A 25,762-nucleotide genomic window follows, 5' to 3' on the forward strand; every position below is an offset into this window, starting at 1 on the left:
ATTGAATTAAATAATACCGAAATTAAGCACCTACACCGTTCAGGTAGAAGATAACTGTGATAACAGCGAATAAGCCACAAATAATCGTAGCAACCCATTTAGAGATACATTCCCAACGGCTTAACCAAACGGTATTGTTCCAGCCAATTGTGTGAATAGCAGACCAAAAACCGTGAGTCAGGTGGAACCACAGAGCAACGAACCAAATCAGATACAATACTGTATTGACAATATTGCCCTGGAAGTAGAAGTTGATAAACGCTGCACCATCCTGAGGATGAATGTCACCATGAATACCTGCCAGTTCGGCAAACATCATGTTGTACCAGAACTGAGTAAAGTGCAAAACCATGAACAGGATAACGATCACACCCAAAACAAACATGTTCTGAGAAGCCCATTCAACCCCTTTCGGACGAGCATTGATAGCATAACGGTCGTTACCGCGAGCCTTACGATTCTGCAGAGTCAAGATAATAGCATACACAAAGTGTACGACTACACCTGCAGCCAACACCAATGTACCGAGCAAAGCATACCAGTTAGAACCCAGCAAACCGCAAATCACGTTATACGCTTCACCAGAAAATACTGCCGCAATGTTCATACATAAGTGGAACACCAAGAACAGAATGAGAAAGAGACCTGATATACTCATTATCAGCTTCTTCCCGATAGAAGAATTAAGTAACCACATAAGATAATAATTTAAGTTATTTAATTGTATTTAGAAATTTCTTCCCATCTATGGTTATTATTATGCAAAGGTATGCTAAATCCCCATATCACGCAAACGATTAAAGAAATATTTCATCAATCAGAACGCAGCTTGCCGGCAGGTTTTATTTTCATCTGATATCACGAATGAATTGTGTGAAACGAAAAAAATTCGTTTTTTTGTAGCCGATACGGGCAGGTCCTGCCGGATAACTGATTATTATTTAATTGTCATATTATGAAAACTGCTATTTTTTCTATTGGTGTTTTTTTGATTTCTCTGTTCTTAGGCTCTTGCCAGCCTTCCGAAACATCCTGTTCCGTTGTCGACACGGGGAAAGCCCTGGACTATAAGATGGGAGAAAAACTATTGTTCTCTTACAACTATGCCACGGTTTACCCGGTCTCAGGCGTCGATTCGGTCTATAAACGCAGCGGTTTCATCCATCCTTTGAAGACACTGGGTGGCGAAGTGATGACCAATTGTTCTCCCGCCGACCACTACCATCATTTCGGTTTATGGTATGCCTGGACGAAAACCACATTCGAAGGAAACGAGATCGACTTCTGGAACCTCCACAAAAAACAAGGGACAGTCCGCTTCCGCAACTTCGAACGCGTATCCGACAACGGTTTTGTCGCAACACTGGATCATGTGGTCTACCCCGATTCTCCCGCAGAAAAAGTAGCGATGAACGAACGCCTGGAAATCAACATCGGGACGACATCCTTACCGGGCTATTATATCGACTATCATACCACTGTCCGTCTCGCCAGCCCCAGCCCGATCACCATGGAAGCCTACCGTTATGGCGGCATATGTATCCGTACGCGCGAGGACTGGAACGACCAGACGGCTGAAATGCTCACCTCAGAAGGACTTTCCCGCGACGAAGCTGACGGTTCGAGAGCCCGCTGGTGCTATTACCAGGGAAACGCCGGAAATGAAAAAGCTTGCATCCTGATCGTTGCCGATCCTTCCAACCTAAACTATCCTGAACCTTTGCGCGTATGGGACAAGACCGTCAACAAGCCGGCCGGTGATGTCATGTGGAATTTTTCGCCAACCAAACAACAGGCATTCACCTTGGAACCCGGCAAAGAACTGAGCCTGTCTTACCGCATTTATGTATTGGACAAGAAAATCAACGCCACTACGGCAGAGGTGCTGTCTGATTTCGATCGTGATTGAGCCGCAGGCAAACATACAAACGGTTCATTTCTTATTGTCTTATTGTCTATTTTTCCAAAATACCCGTTGGTCCAAATCGAAATACTACCCCATAAAAACAAGATTTCTACCCCATATTTTTTGATTTTCCATAGCGGGTAATATTTATTAATAATCTTATACATACTATAACGGTGATTACCAGCAATATACAAAACACTTCCTTTTAGGGAGGTTATTGTATGTTTTCCTCAGATGAATAAAGACGATGAGGCAGCTAGACAATATACCGGAAACGCCTTTACCGTCCCGTTTCTTGTTCGCAAATATGGGATAATTGATGTTAGATAATTTAACACAGATATAGGATTTCATTACTTATGATTTTTGTACTTGTCAAAAAACAGGTACAAAAATCATATTTTATGCAGATTGAAAATAGCATAACCACAAAATAGTCAGACAAATATGCAATATTATAAAATAAGATTATTTTTTAACGGCTAATACCAAGAAATAAGGTATGAGTTCTATCAGAACTATGGTTTTTGGACATCTTATATCCGGGTCAAAGATATGAATTTTTCATTTCGTTGTGTGTTTTTTATTAAAAAAAAATCCCATCGGCCTCAATTTTAACAATTCCAATTTACAGATCCCTAACATATATCAGGCAATATCAAACATTAGAGTTTATTTTTCTACGAAAACCAACTTGTAGCTCATCTGTTAATCGCACCGATTGTAAAAAATTCACATCTACTACATATAATTCTTTACAAATGCATGAGTTCTGATAGAACTAATTTAAAAACACAGAAAACGCAATAAAAGTATGCCAAATCTAATGAGCCTGATCTAACAAGACACTCAACGGATGAAAGCCATTTTCGTAGGATGTATTATTTCTTTTAAATATATACTCTATGTTGAAAAAAACTAAATTTATCAGTTTAATTTTGCTTTCGGGAGCCTTAGCTGTCCCCGTTGGTGCTTTTGCCGAAACTGCACCGTTTAAGCAAGAAACGAACATTTCCCAGCAAAATGGGAAAGTGTCCGGTATTGTAGAAGATGCCTTAGGTCCTGTAGCCGGTGCATCTGTAGTAGTAAAAGGGACTACTAACGGTAGCGTTACCGATATGAACGGTAACTTTACATTAGAAGGTGTAAACAAAGGAGCTATTATCCAAATTTCTTTTATTGGATATGTTACTCAGGAGATCAAGTACACCGGACAATCATCTTTAAAAGTCAATTTGAAGGAAGATTCACAAGCTCTTGAAGAAGTTGTCGTCGTAGGTTATGGTACACAAAAGAAAGCCAACCTGACCGGTGCGGTTGCACAAGTAGCGGGTGATGTTTTGGAAAACCGTCCTATCGCTAATATCGGACAAGGTCTGCAGGGTGTCGTTCCAAACTTAAATGTAACCATCCAATCCGGTGCTCCAGGTAAAGGATCTGATTTCAATGTTCGTGGTACAACATCTATCAATGGTGGTAGTCCGTTAGTATTGGTCGATAACGTACAGATGGATGCAAACTTAGTTAATCCGGACGATATTGCCTCTATCTCCGTATTGAAAGACGCAGCATCTGCTGCTATTTATGGTGCGCGTGCCGCCTATGGTGTAATTTTGATAACAACTAAACAAGGGAAAAAAGAACGTAAACCACAAGTATCTTTGACAGCTAATGGTTATTGGCAAAGTCCATCAAAACGAATTCGGAATGCAAATTCAATGGAATTCCTGACAATGAAGGATTTGGCCTACCAGAATGGTGGTGGCAACGGCCATTATTATAATGAAGATGTTTATAAATACGCAGAAGCATACGCCAATGGTGAGTATGCTTATCCTGAATTTTATAACGAATCTTCCGATCCTAACAAGTGGCAGTACTGTGGTAATACAGACTGGTTCCGCGAATTGTATAAAAAAGCAAGCTTCTCTCAAATGTATAATATCAATGTTAACGGGGGTAGTGAAAAAACGACTTATTATGCCTCTGTAGGCTATAATGATGTTGGAGGTTTGCTAAAAGAGGCAGATGATAGCTACCATAAATTTAACGTAAACATGAACATCTCGACCGACGTCACGAAATGGTTAAATGTTTCTGCCAAAGTTATGCATACCTATACGAAAGAGTCTCACCCTTCCGGTGGAACAACAGCAATGAACTCCACGGCATGGTCTGGGATCGAGGCCTATAGTGGTATGATGAAAAACGACCTAAGCCCGTTAATGCCTGTTTATCACGGACACACCGGACTTTTATATAATACAGCCGGAGCTGCTGCAATCAACGATCCGTCATTAGGAATTACAACACTTGGTGGTAAGCAATATGTAGATAACGGACAACGTTACTATGCAGGCATGGGTAGCTATACGAACCCAATCGCCCTACAGGCACAAGGCGGTAATAACGATTATAAACAAAACGACTTGTGGATGACAGGGGCTATCCGTATTACTCCATTGGAAGGACTGATTATAAATGCAGACTATACATTCAATATGTATAATAAAGGCTCTAAACAACATGTGCAGAGTTTTACGGAATATAAAGCTGTTGCTGGAACAGAAGGTGTTTATCCCTGGACAAACCCAAGCAGTGTAGTAATGACAAACAACGAGGATTATTATACAGCTTTCAATGCTTTTGCCGAATATACAAAAACTTTTAATAGCTCTCACAATTTCAAGGTGATGGCTGGTTATAATCAGGAATATAAGCATAATAAATATTTTTGGGCAGGTCGTAAAGGATTGATTGACGATTCTAATCCAGCAATGAATTTAGCTACAGGTGAAAAGAACGTCGGATATGAAGAAACTCACTGGTCTATCAACGGTTTCTTCTTCCGGTTGAACTATAACTACGAACAACGTTATCTGATTGAATTTAACGGACGTTATGACGGTTCTTCCAAATTCCCGAAAGATGATCGTTATGCATTTTTCCCATCAGTATCTGCAGCGTGGCGCATTTCCGGGGAATCATTTTGGGAACCATTGAGAACATGGTGGGATGATATGAAGATCCGTGCATCTTACGGTTCGTTGGGTAATCAGGTTACAGGAGATTTAGGAAACTTCCCTTATTTGGCATCTTATGGAACAAACACCAGCTATGGTATGATTTTAGGCGGTGCTCGTCCAGTAGCCGTTACACCGGCAGGCCTGGTTAGCGCTGCATTTACTTGGGAAACTGTTAATCAGATGGACTTCGGTTTCGATGCTCTTTTCTTAAACCAGCGCTTGAGTGCCGGTTTTGACTGGTATCGTCGTGATACAAAAGACATGTTAACTGCCGGACAGGCATTACCTGCTGTATTAGGGGCCAGTGTTCCAGTTGAAAATGCTGCTGATTTGAAAACAACAGGATGGGAATTGTCCCTTGGATGGAACGATCGTTTGGAAAGTGGATTTGCCTATTGGGTAAAAGGTGTTTTATCTGACTATCAATCTGAAATTACCCGATTTGCTAATCCGACAGGAACTCTTCGAGATAAAGACAATAAAAACATGTATTACGAAGGGTATAAAATTGGAACAATTTATGGTTATGAATCCAATGGTTTGTATCAAACAGATGCTGATGCACAGAAATTAGACAAATCCGAATTATATGGCGGGACATGGGCAGCAGGTGATGTAAGCTACGTCGACCGTAATAATGATGGAAAAATCACGAAGGGTAAAACATTAAGCAATATGGGAGATGAAAAAATCATCGGTAATGATACTCCTCGCTACAGTTACGGTTTAACTGCCGGCTTCGAATACAAGGGTTTTGACTTTGAAATGTTCTGGCAAGGTATTGGAAAACGTGATTACATGTGCGGCGGCAATGCTTTCTGGGGAATCACTTCAGAATGGGATACTCCTTTGAAAGAAGCTTTGGATTATTGGACCCCTGAAAATACAGGTGCATATTTCCCACGTCCGACTTGGGTAAACGGCGGTAATAGACAAAACACAGATCGTTATTTACAAAATGCCGCTTATTTGCGCTTGAAGAATTTGACCATCGGTTATACAATTCCACAAAAACATCTTTCTAAAGTTGGCATCAGCCGTCTGAGAGTATATGTATTGGGCGAAAACTTGTTAACATTCACTCCTCTTATCGATTCATTCGATCCTGAGACTTTGAATAATATGTCTTATCCGATTCAGAAGAAGTATTCTATCGGACTTAATTTAACATTCTAACAAAAAACAAGGAACATATATGAAACTGAAATATATTTTTGGAATGGTTGCAGCTGTAGGATTGATGAACTCCTGCGATGTGACTGATAAAAAGCCAATCGATTCTTTTACAGACGAATCGTATTGGACCAAGGTTAGCGATCTGAAATATTATGCAAACGGTTTATATGATAATTTGGATAAACCAGGCGTAGACAAGGACAACACAAGCGACAATTGCGTAACAACCAATTACAGTTCAACACTGTTCAACGAAATCGTAATTCCGACAACGGCTGATAACGCAGATTGGAAATGGAATAATATCCGTGCGTGTAACTTCTTCCTGCAACGCTATAAGCGTGTGGAAGGTCTTGAAAACGAAATCAATCTGTATGTAGCCGAAGTTCGTTTTTTCCGTGCATTGGATTATTTTGGTAAGATAAAAAAATTCGGAGATGTTCCTTGGTATGAAAAGGATTTGCAGACTTCTGATACGGAAGAACTTTATAAAGGTCGGGATTCTCGTGATTTCGTATTGGGCAAGGTCATAGAAGATCTGGAATTTGCGATTCAGTGGTTACCTGATTATGGACAGCAGGAAAGTGGCCGTTTGACTAAAGATGCAGCTCGTACTCAATTAGCACGTGTATGTCTGTATTTCGGCACATACAAAAAATACCATAATGAAAGCGGTACTCCTTCTTCAGAAGAGCTATTGAGAAAGGCAGTTAGTCTGACAAATGACATTATCGCAACAGGAAATTATGAGATTGTCAAAGGCTCAGATACCGGTTGCGGTCAAGATCCATTTGAGAATTATCCTTTGTATTATTCAAATCAGTTTGTCCAGGAAGATTTGACAAAGAACAAAGAATGCATTTTGGCACGAATCTATGAAACAGGTGTTTTAATGCATGAGACAGGCCGTCAGGCAGGAAGCAACGGAACTGGTTTGTCTAAAGACTTTGTCGAATCATTTCTTTGCATAGATGGAAAACCAATATCCATCAGTGATCAGTATAAAGGTGATGAAACGTTGGATAATGAATTTGAAAATCGCGATCCGCGCATGTATCAGATAGTAGACAACCAGCATAAGCCTTACACGATCATTAATGGAGAGCGTCAGACGAATCCTTATCCTGATTGTGGTGCAACAGGTGCCGTAACAGGCTATCCATGTGTAAAATACCGTTCTCCGTTACAGGCACAATGGGAAGCGAACCAGACTTCTTATGACTGGTTTGTATATCGTTATGCAGAAGTTTTGCTGATCAATGCAGAAGCAAATGCAGAATTAGGACAATGTACTCAAGCTGTGTTGGATCAGACCATTAATCTGTTGCGTGATCGTGTAGATATGCCTCATTTGACAACCACCCCGGTAGCCGACCCAGCAGCCATCAATTATGGTTATTCTGTATCTCCCCTGATTTATGAAATCCGTCGCGAACGTCGTATTGAACTGATTGCAGAAGGCTTCCGTTTAGACGATTTGAAACGTTGGAATGGTATGACTGCTTTAGAAAACCCAAAAACCATGTTCGGTGTTCGAGTTACCGATGCTGTTCGTGAACAATATAAACCAGGAAATATCACATTTGGAGGTGAAGATGGTCGTCCGGTTATTGAATATCAAGGTAAAACTTATTTGTACCAATATCCGAGCAAAAGTTTGAATGATGCAGGTCGCAAATGGTCTGCCGACGATAAGCGTTGGTTAAGCCCATTACCGACAGACGAATTGACATTGAATCCGAATCTGGAACAGAACCCAGGTTGGAAATAATAAATAATTGACAGGAAAGGACTGTGTCAAAAATTATTTTGACATAGCCTTCCTGTCTTTTTATTATATATCTATATGAAATATAAAAGCTTAATATCCGGTTTTCTCTTGTTCCTTTTGCAAGTGACAGTCTTTTATTATACCTTTTGCTATTTGTTCCCCTTTAAGGAGCAATTGCAAATGTTCCAGTTTACAAACCAATACGCAGCTACTACATTAGGGCAGGCCGGTGGTGTCGCTCTTTATATTTCAGAGTTTCTTTCTCAGTTTTATGTCGTAATAGGTATAGGGCCTGTTATCGCTGCACTTACTCTGACAGGTATTGCCTTTTTTTCTTTTCTCTTTTTAAAAAAAATAGCATTGCGGGACGATCTTCCTTTTGTTGGCCTGCTTCCTTGGCTTTCCTTATTTATTATGCAATTGGATTACGATTATCAAGAACAAGGAACGATCGCCTATCTTTTTTTATTATTCTTCTTATGGTTGTACACGAATCTGAAGCCTAAGATTCGGTTGATATACGGAATTTGCTTAATCCCTGTATTATATTGGGTTGGCGGACCTGTTGTTCATTTATTTGCTCTTTCTGCTTTGTTGTTTGAATTCCTTACCAATGGAAATAAAAAATATACAAGTTTGGTCTATCCGCTTGTTGCCATTTTGTCTGCTGTTATCGGAGCTTATTTAGGATTCAGCAGGAATTTGAAGTTCGCTTTTTTACCGGATGCCTATTATGATCCGATGTTACACACTTCCCGGATCTATTATTCCTGGTATGCCTTGCCGGTTATGATGGTATTGGGCGCGTATTTAAGAAAATGGAAAGAACCCACATCTTTAAAGAAAAAATGTATTTGGATCGGGATTCAGTGGGTGGTAATAGGGTTCGTAGCTTATGAGGGAATTATGCGTTGGGGACGATTAGATACGATCGACCATCTCGAACAAGACTATTATATTCGCAATGGAGAATGGGATAAGGTGATAACGTCGTTTAATCAAACCACTCTGTCCAAGCGCCGTATGTGCGGTTTGAACTTAGCGCTTGCCCATAAAGGGATACTTTCGGAAAGGTTGTTGGATTATCCGCAACGCGGGATCGAGACGTTGATGTTACGCTGGGACCAGTCGGTATTTACAGCGGAACTGCATAGCGACCTCTATTACTGTATGGGAATTATTAGTACGGCACAGAAGTTCGCCTTTGAAGCTTTTGTCAGCTCACACCCTTCCGGAAATCCCCGAATGTTGAAAAGGCTGGTGGAAACCAATCTCATTACCGGTGCTTATCCGGTCGCAGAAAAATATATCCGGTTATTGGAGAACACTTGGTATTATAAGGATTGGGCTACCGATCATCGACGTTTCCTCTATAATGACCAGGCCATAAAGGATGATAAGGAATTGGGAGTGAAACGCCGTTGCTGGAAATCGGAAACACTTATACCTGAAATATATACAGATCCGGTCAGTACTCTGATTCATCTGGTTCCGGCTTGTCCGGATAATAAAGCCGGCTTGCAGTATTTGACTTCGTTTTTACTGTTGAACAAAGATATTGAAACTTATAAAACCCTGCAGGAAAGCTTGTACCGTTCTTCCGCCTGGCACGATATGACGGAATGCCAGCAGGAGGCAATCGTAATTTGCAGTCCCAATGATCCGCACTTCTGGTTGGAGCATGGAGTAAGCATCAAAGTAAGAAACAGAGCGATCGCCTTTATGCAGAAGGTGCAGGACGTTTCCCGCTCGGGACAGAACCCTGCGGTAGCTTTGGCTTCCGAATATGGCAAGACATATTGGTACTATTATATGTTTAATACGATAAATAAATGAAACAATTGCTTTTCTGCATATTCCTTTTGCTGTTGGGAGGATGTTCTTCCAACCAACCACCTGCCGTATCTGGACAGATAGATGAACTGCCGGCCATCTATCCGGATTATACCGGCGTGACCGTGCCGCAATCGATTGCACCTTTGAACTTCGCCGTGCGGACGGAAGGGAAAACGTGTGCGGTATTTACAACCGAAGGATATACATTTACCGTTTATGCCTCCGACGGAGCCTTTTCCATTCCCAATGCAGACTGGAACAAATTATTAACTGCGGCAAAAGGGAAGCAGATTGAGATCTCTGTCCTGACAGAAGAAAAGGGGAAATGGAAAGCCTTTCTTCCGTTCCATATTCGGGTTTCGGAAGATCCGGTCGATCCGTATATCGCTTACCGCCTGATCGATCCCGGTTACCAGCTGTGGAACGAGATGGGAATCTATCAGCGAGAACTGGCTTCTTTCGATCAGGAGCCGATTCTGGAAAACCGCCTGATGGATAATAATTGCATAAACTGCCATTCGTTTTGCATGCAGGACCCGAATAAAATGCTGTTCCATGTCCGTGCAAAGTATGGCTGTACCGTGCTTGTGGATGACGATCGGATAAAAACGCTCGATACAAAAACCGATCAGACGATATCGGCATTAGTCTATCCTTCCTGGCATCCTTCGGGGAAGTTTGTTGCTTTTTCCACCAATAATACAACTCAGGATACGCATCCGGTACATCGTACAGAAGTATATGACAAGGCATCGGATGTAGTCGTCTACGATGTAGAAAAACAGGAAATCATCACGACGCAAGCATTGTTCTCGAAAAAGCGTTTTGAAACATTCCCCACCTTTTCACCGGATGGAAAACAACTTTACTTTTGTTCAGCCCCGGCATTGAAGGTTCCGGGCGAATTGCGTGACCTTCGCTATAGCCTTTGTCGTATTTCTTTCGATCCAGAAAGCCGGACATTCGGTTCTGTTGTCGACACGATCTTTCAGGCGGAAACAGAGCAGCGAAGCATCTTGTTTCCCCGTGTCTCGCCAGACGGAAAATATCTACTTTGTACAACGACATCTTACGGGACATTCCCTATCTGGCATAAAGATGCGGATCTGTGTATGTTTGACCTGAGCACAGGTACGCAAGTTCCAACAGAAGAAGCCAACAGTCCTGATACAGACAGTTATCATTCCTGGTCGTCCAACAGTAAATGGGTGGTATTCAGCAGTCGTCGTTTGGATGGCTTATACACACGTCCTTTCATTGCTCATGTCGGTGAAGGAGGCATTCTCTCGAAGCCGTTCGTCCTACCCCAAAAATCAACGGACTACTATACGCTTCTCACCAAATCGTATAATATTCCGGAATTTGTCAAGGGGAAGGTGAAAACGGATACATACAAATTAGTCTCCCGAATAAAAGAAGGGAAAAACCGGAAAATCTCATTTATAAAATAACAACATGAACACAAAGAATCTTTTAATCACCGGTATGTTTGCCGGGTTGTTTCTTTCCTGCAAGGAAATAGAGCCACCTGCACCTGTTTTGCCTGTTCCAACGCCGGAGCAAATCAAATGGCAGAGAATGGAAAATTATGCATTCGTGCATTTCGGGTTGAACACGTTCAATGATTTGGAATGGGGCTATGGAAATACGCCTGCGGAAACATTCAATCCGACAGACTTGGATTGCGAACAATGGGTACGTATCATCAAAGCTGCCGGCCTGAAAGGGGTGATCCTGACAGCTAAGCACCACGACGGCTTTTGCCTTTGGCCAACCCAGACGGTCGACTATAATATCTCTAACTCACCTTATAAAAACGGAAAAGGCGACATGGTGCGGGAACTGTCCGATGCCTGTAAGAAGCATGGCCTGAAGTTCGGGCTTTATCTCTCTCCCTGGGATCGCCATAATGCCGAATATGGGCGGGAAGGATACCAGAAGACCTATCATGAGCAAATCAACGAACTGATTTCCAACTACGGTCCGTTGTTCGAGTTCTGGTTTGACGGGGCGAACGGAGGAAATGGTTGGTACGGTGGGACGAATGAAACACGTTCGATCGATCCGAAAACCTATTATGGCTACGAGACTGCCCGCGAAATGATCAAAGCGAAACATCCGGAAGCGATGATCTTCGGCGGAACGGTTCCCGATATCCGCTGGATCGGCAACGAATCCGGTTGGGCTGGTGAAACAAACTGGTCGCCTTATTCGTTGGACAAGGAGACGCATTATACACAAAACCAATGGGGGATGAAAGACGGGAACCAGTGGTTGCCGGGAGAATGCGACGTATCGATCCGTCCGGGATGGTTCTATCATCATCGTGAAGATCATCAGGTTCGTACTGTTCCGAATCTGGTCGATTTGTATTATCGCAGTGTGGGACATAATGCCAACTTTCTGCTGAACTTCCCGGTAGCATTGAGCGGACAAATTCATCCGGTCGATTCGGCGCGTGCCGTCGACTGGTATCATACGATCCAGGCAGAGTTGAAAGATAATCTGTTGGCAGGTATCAAGCCTAAGGCAAGCGAAACCCGTGGAGGTGCTTATAAGGCATCGAATGTGACGGACGACAGTTGGGATTCTTATTGGGCAACTTCCGATGGGGTGACGTCAGGTTCGCTAACCTTCCCATTACCGACAGGAACCTCGCTGAACCGAGTGCTGATTCAAGAGTACATACCTCTTGGACAACGTGTATGCGCCTTTACGCTTGAAGTGGAAAAGGATGGAAAATGGCTGCCGGTGGAAACAGCCGATACGCTTTCGACAGTAGGTTACAAACGTATCATCCGCTTCAAAACGACTCCGGCAGATGCTTTGCGTATTCATTTCACAGAAGCAAAAGGCCCGTTATGTATCAATAATGTGGAAGCTTTTCTGGCTCCCCCGCTGTTGGAACAGCCGCGTATCGCGCGGAATGCGAAAAACGAAGTTCATATAGATGTGGAAAGCGAAGGAGCCGACATTTATTATACGACGGATGGAACGGAGCCGACGGCACAGTCTGCAAAATATGAAGTTCCGTTTATATTGGACAAGAAAGGAACCGTCAAAGCGATTACTTATGATGCGCAGTCCGGAAAATCCGGTCCTGTAGCCATCCGTCGTTTCGACTTGCCTGCAGCCGATTACAAGGTGGTCAGCCCTGCCGATGAGCGGACAAATCTCATGTTTGACGGAAACGGTTATTCCACCTATTACCTGCCCGAAAGCAAAAACGAAATAGCAGTAGAGTTAGCGGCCCCTCATACGATAAGCGGTTTTGTTTACACTCCTAACCAGGGACGCGATTCGCAAGGGCATATTTCAAACTATCAATTGTCTGTGGATGGAAAGGTCGTGGCTTCGGGCGAGTTCTCGAACATCAAACATAACCCAATCGAACAAGAAATACGCTTTGCGCCTGTCAAAGGCCGAAAATTAGTTTTTAAGGCAACACGAATAGTGGATAACGTAAAACGTGTTGGAATTGCTGAGTTTTCCGTTATCACGGAAGACTAAACGATTTTCAACATAATTTGTGTTCGACAGCAAGTGCCTGTGAAGGTCCTTGCTGTCTTTTTTTTCTGCCGGACTAAAATAAAAAAATGCTATCCATTAAACCTTTTTGCACCTAATCCGTCTATAATTTCGCGTACTTGTGTATATTTACGTGTCGATAAGTGTTTTTAAGTAGAATACCTGGAAAATATGACGAAGAGAGTGAAGTGGAGCGTGACGGCTGCGATTGTTTTGATGATTGCCGGGATGATCGCTTACCCGCAGATTAAAAGCCGTATGAAAGCATCAAAAGATGCTGCCGAAGTGGTTCCGCCAGCCGGAAGCCAAGTTCGGAAACAAGTTTTGAATATTAATGCGGAAGTACTGAAATATCAGTCCCTTACCGATAAGACCATTGTAACCGGCAGTACGATCCCGGATGAAGAGGTAGACCTCTCGTTCGAATCGTCGGGCAAGATCGTGGCCATCTATTTTACGGAAGGTACGCATGTGAAATCCGGTGACCTACTTGCCAAGATCAACGACAAGCCATTACAGGCGGAACTGAAGAAGTTGGAAGCGCAGGTGCCTTTAGCCAAGGACCGTGTGTACCGCCAGCATACGCTTTTGGAAAAAGATGCGGTCAGCCAGGAGGCCTATGAACAGGTGGCTACTGAATATGAAAAGCTGATGGCAGACATCGAACTGGTAAAAGCCAACATCGCCCAGACCGAACTCCGGGCGCCGTTCGACGGGATTATCGGCCTCCGCAACGTCAGCGAAGGCGCCTATGCCTCTCCCTCGACCGTTATCACCAAGCTGACAAAAATATCTCCCCTGAAAATCGAGTTTTCCGTTCCCGAACGCTATTCTGCCGACATCAAAGACGGTACGCCGATCGTGTTCAGGATGAACTCGTCTGTCGGCATGATGCAAGACTACAAAGCAACCGTTTATGCCGTAGAAAGTAAAATCGACGAAGCAACCCGTTCGTTGAAAGTGCGTGCGACCTATCCGAACCGGGACGAGTCGATCGTGCCGGGACGCTACACCTCTGTCGAAATCACCCGCCGTGACATAAAAGACGCATTGGCGATCCCCAGCGAGGCACTGATCCCGGAAATGGGAAAGAACATCGTCTACCTGTATAAGAGCGGCGTGGCCGAACCTGCCGAGATTATCTTAGGGCTCCGTACAGAAAGCCAGGTCCAGGTATTGAAAGGGCTGAGCGTGGGTGACACGGTGATTACATCCGGCGTGATGCAGCTTCGTACGGGAATGAAAGTATCGATCGATAACCTGAAGTAACAAAGCAGCATGGCGAATATTTCTGAAATCAGCATAAAGAGGCCGGTACTCTCGACCGTGATGACGATCATCCTTCTGTTGTTCGGGATGATCGGTTATAAGTTCTTAGGTGTCCGTGAGTTTCCAAGTGTGGACAACCCGATCATTTCGGTCAACGTAACCTATCCGGGAGCCAACGCCGAAGTCATCATGAACCAGATCACGGAGCCGCTCGAACAGAATATCAACGGTATTCCCGGCATTCGCTCGCTAAGTAGCGTCAGTAGCCAGGGCAGTTGCCGTATCACAGTAGAGTTTGAACTCTCGGTCGACCTGGAAACGGCGGCCAACGACGTACGCGACAAAGTTTCGCGTGCCCAGCGTTACCTGCCTCGCGACTGTGACCCGCCGACGGTATCAAAAGCAGACGCCGACGCTACCCCGATCATGCAAATCGGTATTCGAAGCAGCAAGCGCTCGTTGATGGAGCTGAGTGAAATCGCCGAACTGACGGTGAAGGAACGGCTTCAGACCATTCCGAACGTGAGTGGCGTGGACATCTGGGGACAAAAGCGTTACTCCATGCGCCTGTGGCTGGACCCGATCAAAATGGCCGGCTACGGAGTTACCCCACTGGATGTGAAGAACGCGGTGGACGCCGAAAATGTCGAGCTTCCTTCCGGCAGCATTGAAGGGAACACGATCGACTTGTCTATCCGTACGTTAGGACTGATGCATACAGCAACGGAATTCAATGATTTGATCATCAAGCGTGACGGCGACAATATCATCCGCTTCCAAGACGTAGGGCGAGCCGAGGTAAGCCCGGAAGATTTGCGAAGCGTGATGCGCAAGAACGGCGAACCGATGGTTATCGACGTCATCATCCCGCAACCGGGCGCCAACCAGATCGAAATTGCCGATGAAGCCTACCAACGTATCGAGCAGTTGAAGAAAGACCTGCCGGAAGACGTAACGGTCGAAATGGTGTACGATAATACCCGCTTCATCCGGGCTTCCATCGCAGAAGTGGAGGAAACCATCTATGTGGCTTTTCTACTCGTGGTATTGATTATCTTCCTGTTCCTACGCGACTGGCGTGTGACGCTTGTCCCGGTAGTCGTCATCCCCGTATCATTGGTCGGAGCATTCTTTGTGATGTATGTCTCCGGGTTCTCCATCAATGTGTTGACCATGTTGGCAGTAGTGCTCTCGGTCGGATTGGTGGTGGACGACGCGATCGTGATGGCAGAGAACATCTACGTCCGCATCGAGCAGGGAATGGAACCGAAAGAGGCCGGTATAGACGGGGCGAAAGAGATATTCTTCGCCGTCGTATCTACAACGGTAACACTCGTATCCGTATTCCTCCCGATTGTCTTTATGGAAGGTATGACAGGACGCTTGTTCAAGGAGTTCAGTATCGTGATCGCCGGCTCCGTAACAATATCTTCCTTTGTGGCTTTGACCTTTACGCCGATGTTGGCGACCAAGCTACTGAGAAAACGCGAGAACAAAGGCTGGCTGTACACGAAAACGGAACCGTTCTTCGAAGGCATGAACAATATCTATGCGAAGTCGCTGAATGCATTCCTGAACCACAAGTGGTGGTCCATACCGATTGTCGTGATCCTTTTCGGTTCCATCGGTTATTTCTGGCGGACCATCCGCTCCGAGCTTTCTCCATTGGAAGACCGTTCATCCATTTCGATCAATATACGCGCACAAGAAGGGGCTACTTTCGAGTTCATCCGCGACTTTACGGACCAAGTGGCCGCCATGGCCGACACGCTGGCTCCCGAGCGGCAAGCCCTGACGGTTCGTGCGAATAACAGCAACGGATATATCACCATTTTGCTCCCCGACATCAAAGATCGTGAGCGTTCGCAGATGGAGATTGCCGACGTGCTGTCGAAGAATGTACGCGGCAAGACAGAAGCACGTGCTTTCGTCCAGCAACAGTCAACTTTCGGGGGACGTCGCGCAGGTATGCCCGTACAATATGTCTTACAGGCGACCAGCTTAGAGAAACTACAGGAATATTTGCCCGCTTTTATGCAGAAGGTAAGCGAAAGCCCGGTGTTCCAAATGGCGGATGTAAACCTGAAGTTTACGAAACCCGAAGCCCGTATCGAGATCAACCGCGACAAAGCCTCTTCATTGGGTGTCAGCACCCGCACGATTGCCCAGACACTACAATATGCGTTGAGCGGCCAGCGTATGGGATATTTTTACATGAACGGGAAACAGTATCAGATATTGGGCGAGATCAACCGTCAACAGCGCAACACGCCGTTGGACCTGAAATCCATTTATGTCCGCAGCGATGCCGGAGAGATGATCCAGCTGGACAACCTCGTCACGCTGAAAGAAGACGTTGCCCCGCCTCAGTTGTATCGTTACAACCGCTTTGTGTCGGCAACGGTTTCCAGCGGCCTCAACAAGGGCTATACGATCGGTGACGGCCTGGACGAAATGGACCGCATCGCCTCGGAGACGTTGGACAACAGTTTCCGTACGGCTCTGTCGGGCGAGTCGAAAGAGTTCCGCGAAAGCTCGTCCAGTTTGATGTTTGCCATGATCCTCGCGCTGTTCATGATCTATCTGGTCCTGGCCGCGCAGTTCGAGAGTTTCAAAGATCCGCTGGTCGTGATGTTCACGGTTCCGCTGGCTATTGCGGGGGCGTTGATCTTTATGAGCTATTCAGGCGTGACCATGAATATATTCAGTCAGATCGGTATCATCATGCTGATCGGTCTGGTGGCAAAAAACGGTATTCTGATCGTAGAGTTTGCCAACCAACGCCAGGAAGCGGGATTGAGCATGGCAGAAGCGATCCGCTCGGCATCCACACAGCGTCTGCGTCCGATCCTGATGACCAGTATTTCGACGATCTTAGGATTGGTTCCGCTGGTATATGCTTCGGGCGAAGGGGCACAAGGACGTATCGCGATGGGTATCGCCGTAGTGGGCGGTATGATCGTTTCGACATTCCTGACCCTGTTTATCGTTCCGGCGATGTACAGCTTTATTTCTACCGACAGACGGAAAAAAGTTGAAAGTTGAAAGTTGAGAGTGAGACATACTCTCATGAGATAAAATTTCAAAATATGAAAAGGATTCTTTTATTAATATGTATAGTATTTGCGGTCGTTCCGGCCGGGGCGCAACGAGTGTTCAGCCTGGATGACTGCATCCAGACCGGATTGGAACGCAATTATTCCATCCGCATCATCCGTAACGAACAACAGATCAGCGACAACAACGCAACTCCCGGCAATGCCGGTTACCTGCCGACCGTCGATCTGAGCAGCGGCTTCAGCGGCACGCTTAATAATAACAATAACAAGTTGTCCGACGGAACGACGGAAAAAACAAACGGTGTCCACAACGAGACGGCAGACGTCGGCCTGAATGTGAACTGGACCGTCTTCGACGGATTAGGCATACAGGCTACTTACGACAAACTGAGAGAATTGCAGAACTTAGGCGAACTGAACACCCGGATGACGATCGAGGATTTCGTCGCCGACCTTTCGAGCGAATACTACAACTTGATCCGCCAGAAGATCCGCCTCCGTAACCTCCGTTCCACATTGGAGCTGTCTCGCGAACGTCTGCGTATCGTGGAAGAACGGTATTATATCGGCTCGATGTCCCGCCTCGATCTCCAGCAGGCACAAGTCGACTTCAATGCCGACAGTTCCAATGTCCTGAACCAGTTGGAACAAGTGCATACTTCCCGTATCCGCCTGAACCGGCTGATGGCATTGGAAGATGTGGAGGAACAGGTACAGATCAAGGACTCCCTGATTACTCCCAACCCGTTTTTAGATGAAGTGGAACTCTGGAAGAGCACGCTTACCTCCAATTCTTCCCTGCTGATCGCCAAGAAGAACCAGGTGATTTCCGAGTTGGACTACAAAAAGATCAAGAGCCGTAACTATCCGTACGTCAAACTGAATGCCGGATACGGCTATACGGCGAACTGGTACGAAGTAGGAACGACCGACCTCCAGCGCCGCCTCGGACTCAACTACGGAGTGACGGTCGGCATCAACGTTTTCGACGGTTTCAACCGGAAACGTGAACAACGGAATGCCCGGATACAGATTCAGAACCAGGAATTGCGTACGCAAGAGCTGGAACTGGGATTGCGAGCCGATATGAGCAATTTCTGGATGGCTTATCGCAACAACCTGGACTTGTGGAGCCTGGAAAAAGAGAATTTAGTCGCGGCACAGGAGAATTACCGGATTGCGATCGACCGCTATAAACTGGGTGACCTGTCCGGTATCGAATTGCGTGAAGCCCAGAACAGCCTGCTGGAAGCAGAAGAGCGCCAATCCATCGCCGAATATTCCACCAAGATATGCGAAATCTCCCTTTTGCAGCTTAGCGGAAAGATCATGGATATGTTCCATGAAAATGATTAACTTTGCAGAGTTAACGATTTATGATTTTAGATTTATGATTTATGATCGAGGTTCACAAATCATAAATCATAAATCATAAATCATAAATCATAAATCATGCGCATCATCCCCAAAGCTAATTCACTAAGAAAAGGCATACTTTTATACAGAGGCATCCGTTACCGCAAAGGCTTCGGGGTTCATTCCCCCTTTGTCTTCAACCTGATCACGAAAGTGATCGAGGAGCGTTGCCAATACTATAGCTTCTACGACATCGAACTGATCCGTAAGCAACTGCTTTTCCAGAATGGCGAGATCACTTATCCCGACCGCCAGCAAAAGGGGAAGATGCGCCGCCGCACGATCGGCCGGATTGTCGAACGCGAAGCGATACGGCCCAAGCACGGCGCCTTGCTTTTCCGTCTTGCCAACTATTTCAAATCGAAGCATATCCTTCAGATTGGCCCCTCTATGGGCCTGTCCACTTTGTATCTGACTTCATATGCATCCGATCTGAAATGTATCGCTCTGGAAAACGTACCGGAGTTTGCCTCCATCGCCCGTATCGCTTTCAGCAAAGCCGCCCGTAACCCAGTCGACCTGCGTGTCGGAGGATATAAAGATTTACTCCCAAAAGCCTTGAAAGACATGGAGCAACTCGATTTTGTCTTTTTCAATACCCTGTATGAGCAGCAAAACAATAGCTGGCTGTTTGAGACCTGTCTAAAACATGTGCACGGCGATACGGTTTTTGTCTTCGAAGGTATCAAAGCCAGCCGCAAAATGCGCGAGTTCTGGCAGAAAGTATGCAGTCATCCCGAAGTAACGGTAACAATCGACCTGTATTCAATGGGAATCGTGTTTTTCAACAAGAAGTTACATAAAAGAGATTATATCGTTTATTTCTGACTCTTTATCCGGACACAAGCAGTTACCCCTAAAAAGGTTGCCCGTATTCCGGCAATATTATTTGAAAATCGGGACAAAAATCGATAATTGAAGATCCCTTGTTTCCGTATTGCCGACTACATGATTCCAATAAATCCGTTTAAATCCATTTTTGTAAGACAGGTCGACCTGAAACCAGTTGAAATCATAACCGACTTTCACAACAAGAGGAATATCGAATTTATTATCCTCCAAATTGGCTTTGGCTTTCGTATTGAAATAAACTGTCGGTTCCACTCCAATTCCGGCCTTTAGCCCTCTCCATAGTTTATAACCGGCGACAACATTCAAAGATAGTCCGTTAAATAATTTTGTATTATCATAAATAGCGCCGCCCGGCTGCTGCTCGCCATAATTAATATCAGGATCAAACCCTTGTTCTTGAAAAGCGATGTTCACTCTCCTCGCTTGATATAACAGAGCAGCATCAATCAAAAAATGATTTTTAAATTCATACTGGATATCTTGGACTCCGATTTAGCATCCAAACTAATAATTCTCAAAAGTAATTAATTATCAGTATAAAAGCAAAGGAATAACATTAAAATCAATAAAACAAATTTGTTGCTGCTATACAATAAATATATCCTGATAAACAATTTACCAGAATGTCAGATTTCCCATCTTTAGATTCATCTATATACATCCTTCAGTTATGTTAAAACTTACAACAACCCCTTTCAAAATGCCAATATACATATCTACATAGTTTTCAGCGATTTAACAGAATATCTGTTTGTTAAAAAATATTACCCTTGCAGGTAATTTGAAATATAAGGGATAAAAATTCAAATTTCATGCACTACTGTTTCGATTTGGACCAACGGATATTTCGGAAAATTACACAATAAGTAAGGAGTAGTAATAAAGCGTCGATCCTGCAATTCTTTCTTTCCGATAAAATAAATAATCCGAATCCTTGCACAAATCCCGGAATCTGACGAATATTGTACTCTTTTTGCAACATCTGGCAAGGATGTGCGATTATATAATAAAACGATAAGTTATTGTCATATGAAAAAGAGCATTATATACACAGGGACCGGCGACAAGGGAACCACTTCCTTAGTTGGCGGCGAACGGGTGTCGAAAGCGCACCAACGTATCGAGAGCTATGGTACGGTCGACGAACTGAACTCGTTTATCGGATTGTTGATCACTTCGCTCGAAGAGAAAGCGGATCAGGACTTCCTGCTGTTTATTCAGCACAAGTTGTTTACGATCGGTTCCTATCTGGCAACCGATCAGGAAAACACGGAGCTGAAAATAGAAAGTAAGGTGATGCCGGAAACGATCACCCGTATCGAGCGGGAAATAGACCGCCTGGATAACGAACTGCCCAAGATGCGCAACTTCATTTTGCCGGGAGGAAGCCGCCCGGCCTCTTTGGCGCATGTGTGCCGGACAGTCTGCCGGCGTGCCGAACGCCAGATCTACCGTTTGGCAGAGACAATTCCGGTTGAAGAACCTGTCCTGGTTTTCATGAACAGATTGTCTGATTATCTGTTTGTTCTGGCACGTAAGGAATGCATACGGAATAATGGCAAAGAAATTATCTGGGATTATACTTGCATCTAAAGAATATTGTTTTATTTTTGCGGAAAATTTGAGAACCTGACCGCCGTAAGGTGGTTATTAATACTTGACAGCTATGTATTGGACATTAGAGTTAGCTTCAAAACTGGAAGACGCACCCTGGCCTGCAACCAAGGATGAATTGATTGACTATGCACAACGTTCTGGTGCGCCACTGGAAGTGATTGAAAATTTGCAGGAAATGGAAGACGAAGGTGAGATTTATGAATGCATGGAAGATATCTGGCCCGACTATCCAAGTAAAGAAGACTTTTTCTTCAATGAGGAGGAATATTAATCTCATTTAAATAGATTAAAATTAAGAAACTGCGCGATAAACAAGTATGATTTGTTTGTCGCGCTGGTGTTTTTATAGGAAAGGACTGTTGCTCCACGTTTTATCTTACATAAATGTGTATATTTGCACAAATCATATTGGAAAAATGTGATTTACGAACGAAAAATGCGAATATAATATGGAGATCAAAAGAGATATAATGGCCGCTTTGCTTAAATGGAAGCAGCGACCTGAACGTAAACCGCTCATTATTCAGGGAGCACGTCAGATTGGAAAAACGTGGATCATGCGAAAGTTCGGAGAGGAGTATTTCGACTACGTTGCCTACTTTAACTTCGATGCATCGGAGGAATTATGCCGAGAGTTCGAGAATACGAAAAGCCCTGGACGGTTAATCGATATTCTCCGGCTCTATACGGAATATCCTATCGAACCGGAACGGACATTGATTATTTTCGATGAGATCCAGCAGAGCAACAAGGCTCTGAACAGTTTAAAATATTTCTGCGAAGAAACTCCCGAATATCATATCCTTGCGGCAGGATCTTTATTAGGAGTGTCTCTCTCGCAGGGAGATTCGTTCCCGGTCGGCAAAGTAGAATTTTTGCGAATGTATCCGGTTACGTTCCGGGAATTTCTGCGTGCCGATACGCCACAAATGTACGAATATCTGGAAAATTTAACGGAGATAGCCCCATTGCCCGAAATAGTCATGGGCCGTGTCGGAGAGGCATATCGCCGCTATCAGGTTTGCGGAGGAATGCCTGCTGCAGTTACTGCTATGCTTGAAAAGCGAGGAATACAAGAGATTGAAGATATTCAGAAATCGATTCTGATGGCCTACTCTTTGGACTTTGCCAAGCATGCCCCAGGAAAGGATATTCCGCGCATTGCTGCTATTTGGAACTCAATACCGTCTCAGTTGGCAAAGGAAAATCGAAAGTTTGTCTATAAACTTGTCAAAACAGGAGCGAGAGCACGAGAATATGAGGATGGGCTATTGTGGTTAGAGCACGCAGGAATGATATATCGTATCTTCTGTTCTTCCAAACCTGGTTTGCCGTTGAGTGCATACGACGACCTTTCGGCATTTAAAATCTATCTGTGTGACGGGGGTTTACTTCGTGTCATGGCACAACTTCCGGCAGATGTACTTTGGACAGAAAATCCGCTTTATACTGAGTTCAAAGGTGCAATGGCGGAAAATATGGTGTTGCAGTCCTTCGTTGCGCATTTCGATGCAATGCCGAGATATTGGACATCCGAAGCGACCGCAGAGGTGGATTTCCTGTTACAAAACAATATGTCACTACTTCCTGTGGAAGTTAAAACCGGTATTCGTTTGGGTGGTAAAAGCCTTGGAATATACATTGATCGTTTCGCTGTCGGATTGGCTTTGCGTTTTTCCATGAACAACCTGAAACGAGATGGTACGATTCTTAATCTCCCCATATTTCTTGCAGATTGGACTGAAAAACTGTTAATGATATAAGATTTTTTATTTAAGAAGAATGACCTGATATACAATTTATCTCTTTCTTTTTCGTTTATTTTTTCATAAAGGCGAGTAAATTTGCCTGTTTTTATAGTTGTTATAGCAAAATCGAATGAACAAATATCTCCTGCTTATTATCCTTTTGGTAACCGGCCTCACGGGAGCGCGGGCGCAATACGACTCGCAGTTGAGCCAGTATTTTATGGCGCTGGGTTACTATAATCCGGCATATGCGGGTGTTACGGGAGACTTGAATATGTTGGCAATGTCCCGTTTGCAATATGTCGGGATCGACGGGGCGCCGACTTCCTTCTTCATCAATGCGGATATGCCGCTGAAGATAGGGAAGACCAATCATGGCGTCGGGATGGTCGTCTTTACCGAAGGAATTGGGCTTTTCGTCAATACACATGTCAATTTGCAGTATGCCTATAAACAAAAACTGTTTGGCGGCACACTCAGTATCGGAATGCAGTTCGGAATGGTAAACCAGTCGTTTGACGGAGAAAAGGTCTTTTATCCAACCAGCCAGTTCCACCAACAGGAAGACCAAGCGATTCCAAAAACACAGGCAAGCGGAATGGGCTTCGACATGAATGCCGGGCTTTACTATCACCGCAAGAACCTCTATGCCGGTTTAGGCGTCACGCACTTGAACAAGACAGAGATCTCATTGGACGATTATTCTTCCATGTATCTCGCCAGTACATATAATTTGATAGCCGGATACAATATTCAGTTTCGAAATCCGTTGTATGAATTACAGCCGTCTGTATTCCTGAAAACAGACATGCAGGTTTTTCAAGCGGACATAACCGCCCGGCTGTTTTATAATAAGATGTTTAACGGAGGTTTTTCCTGGCGTGTGAATGAGTCGCTGATCCTGTTGTTAGGAGCCAAGATCGGGAGTTTCCAGGTAGGATATGCGTATGATTTTCCGATCTCTACCATACCCATCTTGAAAGCCACGAGTGGAAGCCACGAGTTGGTAGTGAGCTACAAGTTGAAGTTGAAAAAATCGAAGTCAGGAAAGAATAGACATAAAAGTGTACGTATATTATAGTATATGAAAAAAGTATTGTTAGTACTTGCGGCAGTAACCCTGTTTACCTCATGTGGCAAAACCCTTTCCGGTGGCGGGGGCGAAGTGACGGGGGTACGATCGGTTGCATTTAACGAACCTGCCCCTTACGGGATGGTTCTGATCAAAAGAGGCTCATTCGAGATGGGACCCGCTGATAAGGATTCCTTGTGGGGAATCAATCCGGAAACGAAAGGTGTCTCTTTCGATGCTTTCTGGATGGACGAGACAGAGGTGACGAATGCCAAATACCGCCAATTCGTGTATTGGGTGCGCGATTCCATTATCCGCGAGCGTCTGGCCGACCCGGCTTATGGCGGCAATGACCTGTTTAAGATTACCGAAGATCGATACGGCGAACCGGTTACCCCGCATCTGGATTGGAGCCGTCCGATTCCCTGGAAACGTGCCAATGAAGACGAGATCCGGGCAATCGAAAGCGTCTATACCGTCAATCCGGTGACCGGCGAAAAGACGTTGGACCCGAAACAGATGGTCTACCGTTACGAATGGTACGACTATACGTCGGCTGCCCTTCGCAAACACAACCTGGACCCGGCAGCCCGCGTGCGTAACACCGATATACAGGTCGATCCCAACGAAGTGATCATGATATCCAAAGATACGGCCTACATCACCGAGGAAGGCGAGATCGTGAACGAGACCATCACGCGCCAGCTTAGCGGACCATGGGATTTCCTTCATACCCGTATCGTGAATATCTATCCGGACGAAAGTTGCTGGGTGAACGATTTCAATAATGCTTACAACGAACCTTATATGCGTATGTATTTCTCGCATCCGGGCTATGACGATTATCCTGTGGTAGGCGTTTCTTGGGAACAGGCGACTGCTTTCTGCGTATGGCGCACCAACCTGTTCAAGGAATCTCTGAACTTCCCCAGCGGACAGGCCATCGAACCGTTCCGCCTGCCGACCGAAGGCGAGTGGGAATATGCCGCCCGTACAGGCAAGAACGAAAACAAATATCCGTGGGCCGGTGACGAACTGGTGAGCGGAAAAGGTTGCTTCTTAGGCAACTTCAAGCCGGGCAAAGGCAACTATACAGAAGACGGACACCTGATTACTTCGCGTGTCGGCTCTTTCGCTCCGAACGAATTCGGCCTCTATGACATGGCCGGCAATGTGGCGGAATGGACATCTACCTCCTATTCCGAATCCGGACCGAGCCAGATGAGCGACATGAACCCGGATCTGCGCTACAATGCCGCGAAAGAAGACCCGTACGCCATGAAAAAGAAGGTCGTACGAGGCGGTTCCTGGAAAGACGTGGCACAGTTCATCCGTTCGGATATGCGCACCTTCGAATACCAGAACGAAACCCGTTCATACATCGGTTTCCGTTGCGCCCGCACACAAATCGGTTTTTCGAGAGCAAAAGGTAAAAAATAACGCAGGGGCGGGGTTCGCCCGCCCTCTCTAATTAACGAATATA

17 protein-coding genes are annotated in these 25,762 nt (G+C 44.9%); 15 read left to right on the forward strand and 2 right to left on the reverse strand.

Features of this window, described 5'->3' with window-relative positions; translation table 11 throughout:
- Positions 1 to 22: 22 nt before the first annotated feature.
- Complete coding sequence (locus NQ564_RS14600; RefSeq protein WP_008146400.1) at positions 23 to 697, reverse strand: succinate dehydrogenase cytochrome b subunit; 675 nt, start codon at positions 695 to 697, stop codon at positions 23 to 25.
- Between the two features lie 258 nt (positions 698 to 955).
- On the opposite strand from NQ564_RS14600, the gene NQ564_RS14605 reads away from it, so the two are divergent.
- The 10 genes from NQ564_RS14605 (at position 956) to NQ564_RS14650 (ending at position 19,818) form a co-directional block, all read left to right on the forward strand.
- Positions 956 to 1,909, forward strand: coding sequence for a DUF6807 domain-containing protein (locus NQ564_RS14605; RefSeq protein ID WP_008146402.1), 954 nt, complete (start codon positions 956 to 958; stop codon positions 1,907 to 1,909).
- Positions 1,910 to 2,814: 905 nt separating this feature from the next.
- A complete protein-coding gene (locus NQ564_RS14610; protein WP_008146403.1) occupies positions 2,815 to 6,111 on the forward strand; it encodes a SusC/RagA family TonB-linked outer membrane protein in 3,297 nt (1,098 codons plus the stop codon).
- Positions 6,112 to 6,130: 19 nt separating this feature from the next.
- Positions 6,131 to 7,882: a RagB/SusD family nutrient uptake outer membrane protein gene (locus NQ564_RS14615; RefSeq protein ID WP_008146404.1), complete on the forward strand. Its 1,752-nt coding sequence runs from the start codon at positions 6,131 to 6,133 to the stop codon at positions 7,880 to 7,882.
- Between the two features lie 75 nt (positions 7,883 to 7,957).
- Positions 7,958 to 9,718 (forward strand): DUF6057 family protein, encoded by a 1,761-nt coding sequence (locus NQ564_RS14620; protein ID WP_008146405.1) that lies wholly within the window; start codon positions 7,958 to 7,960, stop codon positions 9,716 to 9,718.
- Complete coding sequence (locus tag NQ564_RS14625) at positions 9,715 to 11,169, forward strand: TolB family protein (RefSeq protein WP_008146406.1); 1,455 nt, start codon at positions 9,715 to 9,717, stop codon at positions 11,167 to 11,169. The genes NQ564_RS14620 and NQ564_RS14625 overlap by 4 nt, the downstream gene beginning before the upstream one ends.
- Positions 11,170 to 11,173: 4 nt before the next feature.
- A complete protein-coding gene (locus tag NQ564_RS14630; protein WP_008146407.1) occupies positions 11,174 to 13,228 on the forward strand; it encodes an alpha-L-fucosidase in 2,055 nt (684 codons plus the stop codon).
- Positions 13,229 to 13,417: 189 nt separating this feature from the next.
- On the forward strand, positions 13,418 to 14,515 hold the full coding sequence (locus tag NQ564_RS14635; protein WP_008146408.1) for an efflux RND transporter periplasmic adaptor subunit: 1,098 nt from the start codon (positions 13,418 to 13,420) through the stop codon (positions 14,513 to 14,515).
- A gap of 9 nt (positions 14,516 to 14,524) precedes the next feature.
- The gene (locus NQ564_RS14640) at positions 14,525 to 17,560 is read left to right on the forward strand and encodes an efflux RND transporter permease subunit (RefSeq protein ID WP_008146409.1); all 3,036 of its coding nucleotides are present in this window, start codon (positions 14,525 to 14,527) and stop codon (positions 17,558 to 17,560) included.
- A gap of 44 nt (positions 17,561 to 17,604) precedes the next feature.
- Positions 17,605 to 18,930 carry a TolC family protein gene (locus NQ564_RS14645; protein WP_039848024.1) on the forward strand — a complete coding sequence of 442 codons (1,326 nt, stop codon included), beginning with the start codon at positions 17,605 to 17,607 and terminating at the stop codon, positions 18,928 to 18,930.
- A 96-nt stretch (positions 18,931 to 19,026) separates the two neighbouring features.
- The gene (locus NQ564_RS14650; protein ID WP_008156338.1) at positions 19,027 to 19,818 is read left to right on the forward strand and encodes an O-methyltransferase; all 792 of its coding nucleotides are present in this window, start codon (positions 19,027 to 19,029) and stop codon (positions 19,816 to 19,818) included.
- Positions 19,819 to 19,875: 57 nt separating this feature from the next.
- Here the strand turns inward: NQ564_RS14650 and NQ564_RS14655 are convergent, their stop codons facing one another.
- Positions 19,876 to 20,256, reverse strand: coding sequence for a hypothetical protein (locus tag NQ564_RS14655; RefSeq protein ID WP_227963165.1), 381 nt, complete (start codon positions 20,254 to 20,256; stop codon positions 19,876 to 19,878).
- Positions 20,257 to 20,871: 615 nt separating this feature from the next.
- Between NQ564_RS14655 and NQ564_RS14660 the strand changes: the two genes are divergently transcribed.
- The 5 genes from NQ564_RS14660 (at position 20,872) to porK (ending at position 25,719) form a co-directional block, all read left to right on the forward strand.
- Positions 20,872 to 21,435 (forward strand): cob(I)yrinic acid a,c-diamide adenosyltransferase, encoded by a 564-nt coding sequence (locus NQ564_RS14660; RefSeq protein WP_008146419.1) that lies wholly within the window; start codon positions 20,872 to 20,874, stop codon positions 21,433 to 21,435.
- 73 nt (positions 21,436 to 21,508) lie between these two features.
- Entirely contained in the window at positions 21,509 to 21,730 is a 222-nt protein-coding gene (locus NQ564_RS14665; RefSeq protein ID WP_005633363.1) for a DUF2795 domain-containing protein, read from the forward strand.
- A 178-nt stretch (positions 21,731 to 21,908) separates the two neighbouring features.
- Complete coding sequence (locus NQ564_RS14670; RefSeq protein ID WP_008146433.1) at positions 21,909 to 23,222, forward strand: ATP-binding protein; 1,314 nt, start codon at positions 21,909 to 21,911, stop codon at positions 23,220 to 23,222.
- A 115-nt stretch (positions 23,223 to 23,337) separates the two neighbouring features.
- Positions 23,338 to 24,288: a PorP/SprF family type IX secretion system membrane protein gene (locus NQ564_RS14675; protein ID WP_008146434.1), complete on the forward strand. Its 951-nt coding sequence runs from the start codon at positions 23,338 to 23,340 to the stop codon at positions 24,286 to 24,288.
- Positions 24,289 to 24,291: 3 nt separating this feature from the next.
- Entirely contained in the window at positions 24,292 to 25,719 is a 1,428-nt protein-coding gene (porK, locus tag NQ564_RS14680) for a T9SS ring complex lipoprotein PorK/GldK (protein ID WP_008156334.1), read from the forward strand.
- Positions 25,720 to 25,762 lie beyond the last annotated feature (43 nt).

This window comes from Parabacteroides johnsonii DSM 18315, from assembly GCF_025151045.1.
Lineage (GTDB): Bacteria > Bacteroidota > Bacteroidia > Bacteroidales > Tannerellaceae > Parabacteroides > Parabacteroides johnsonii.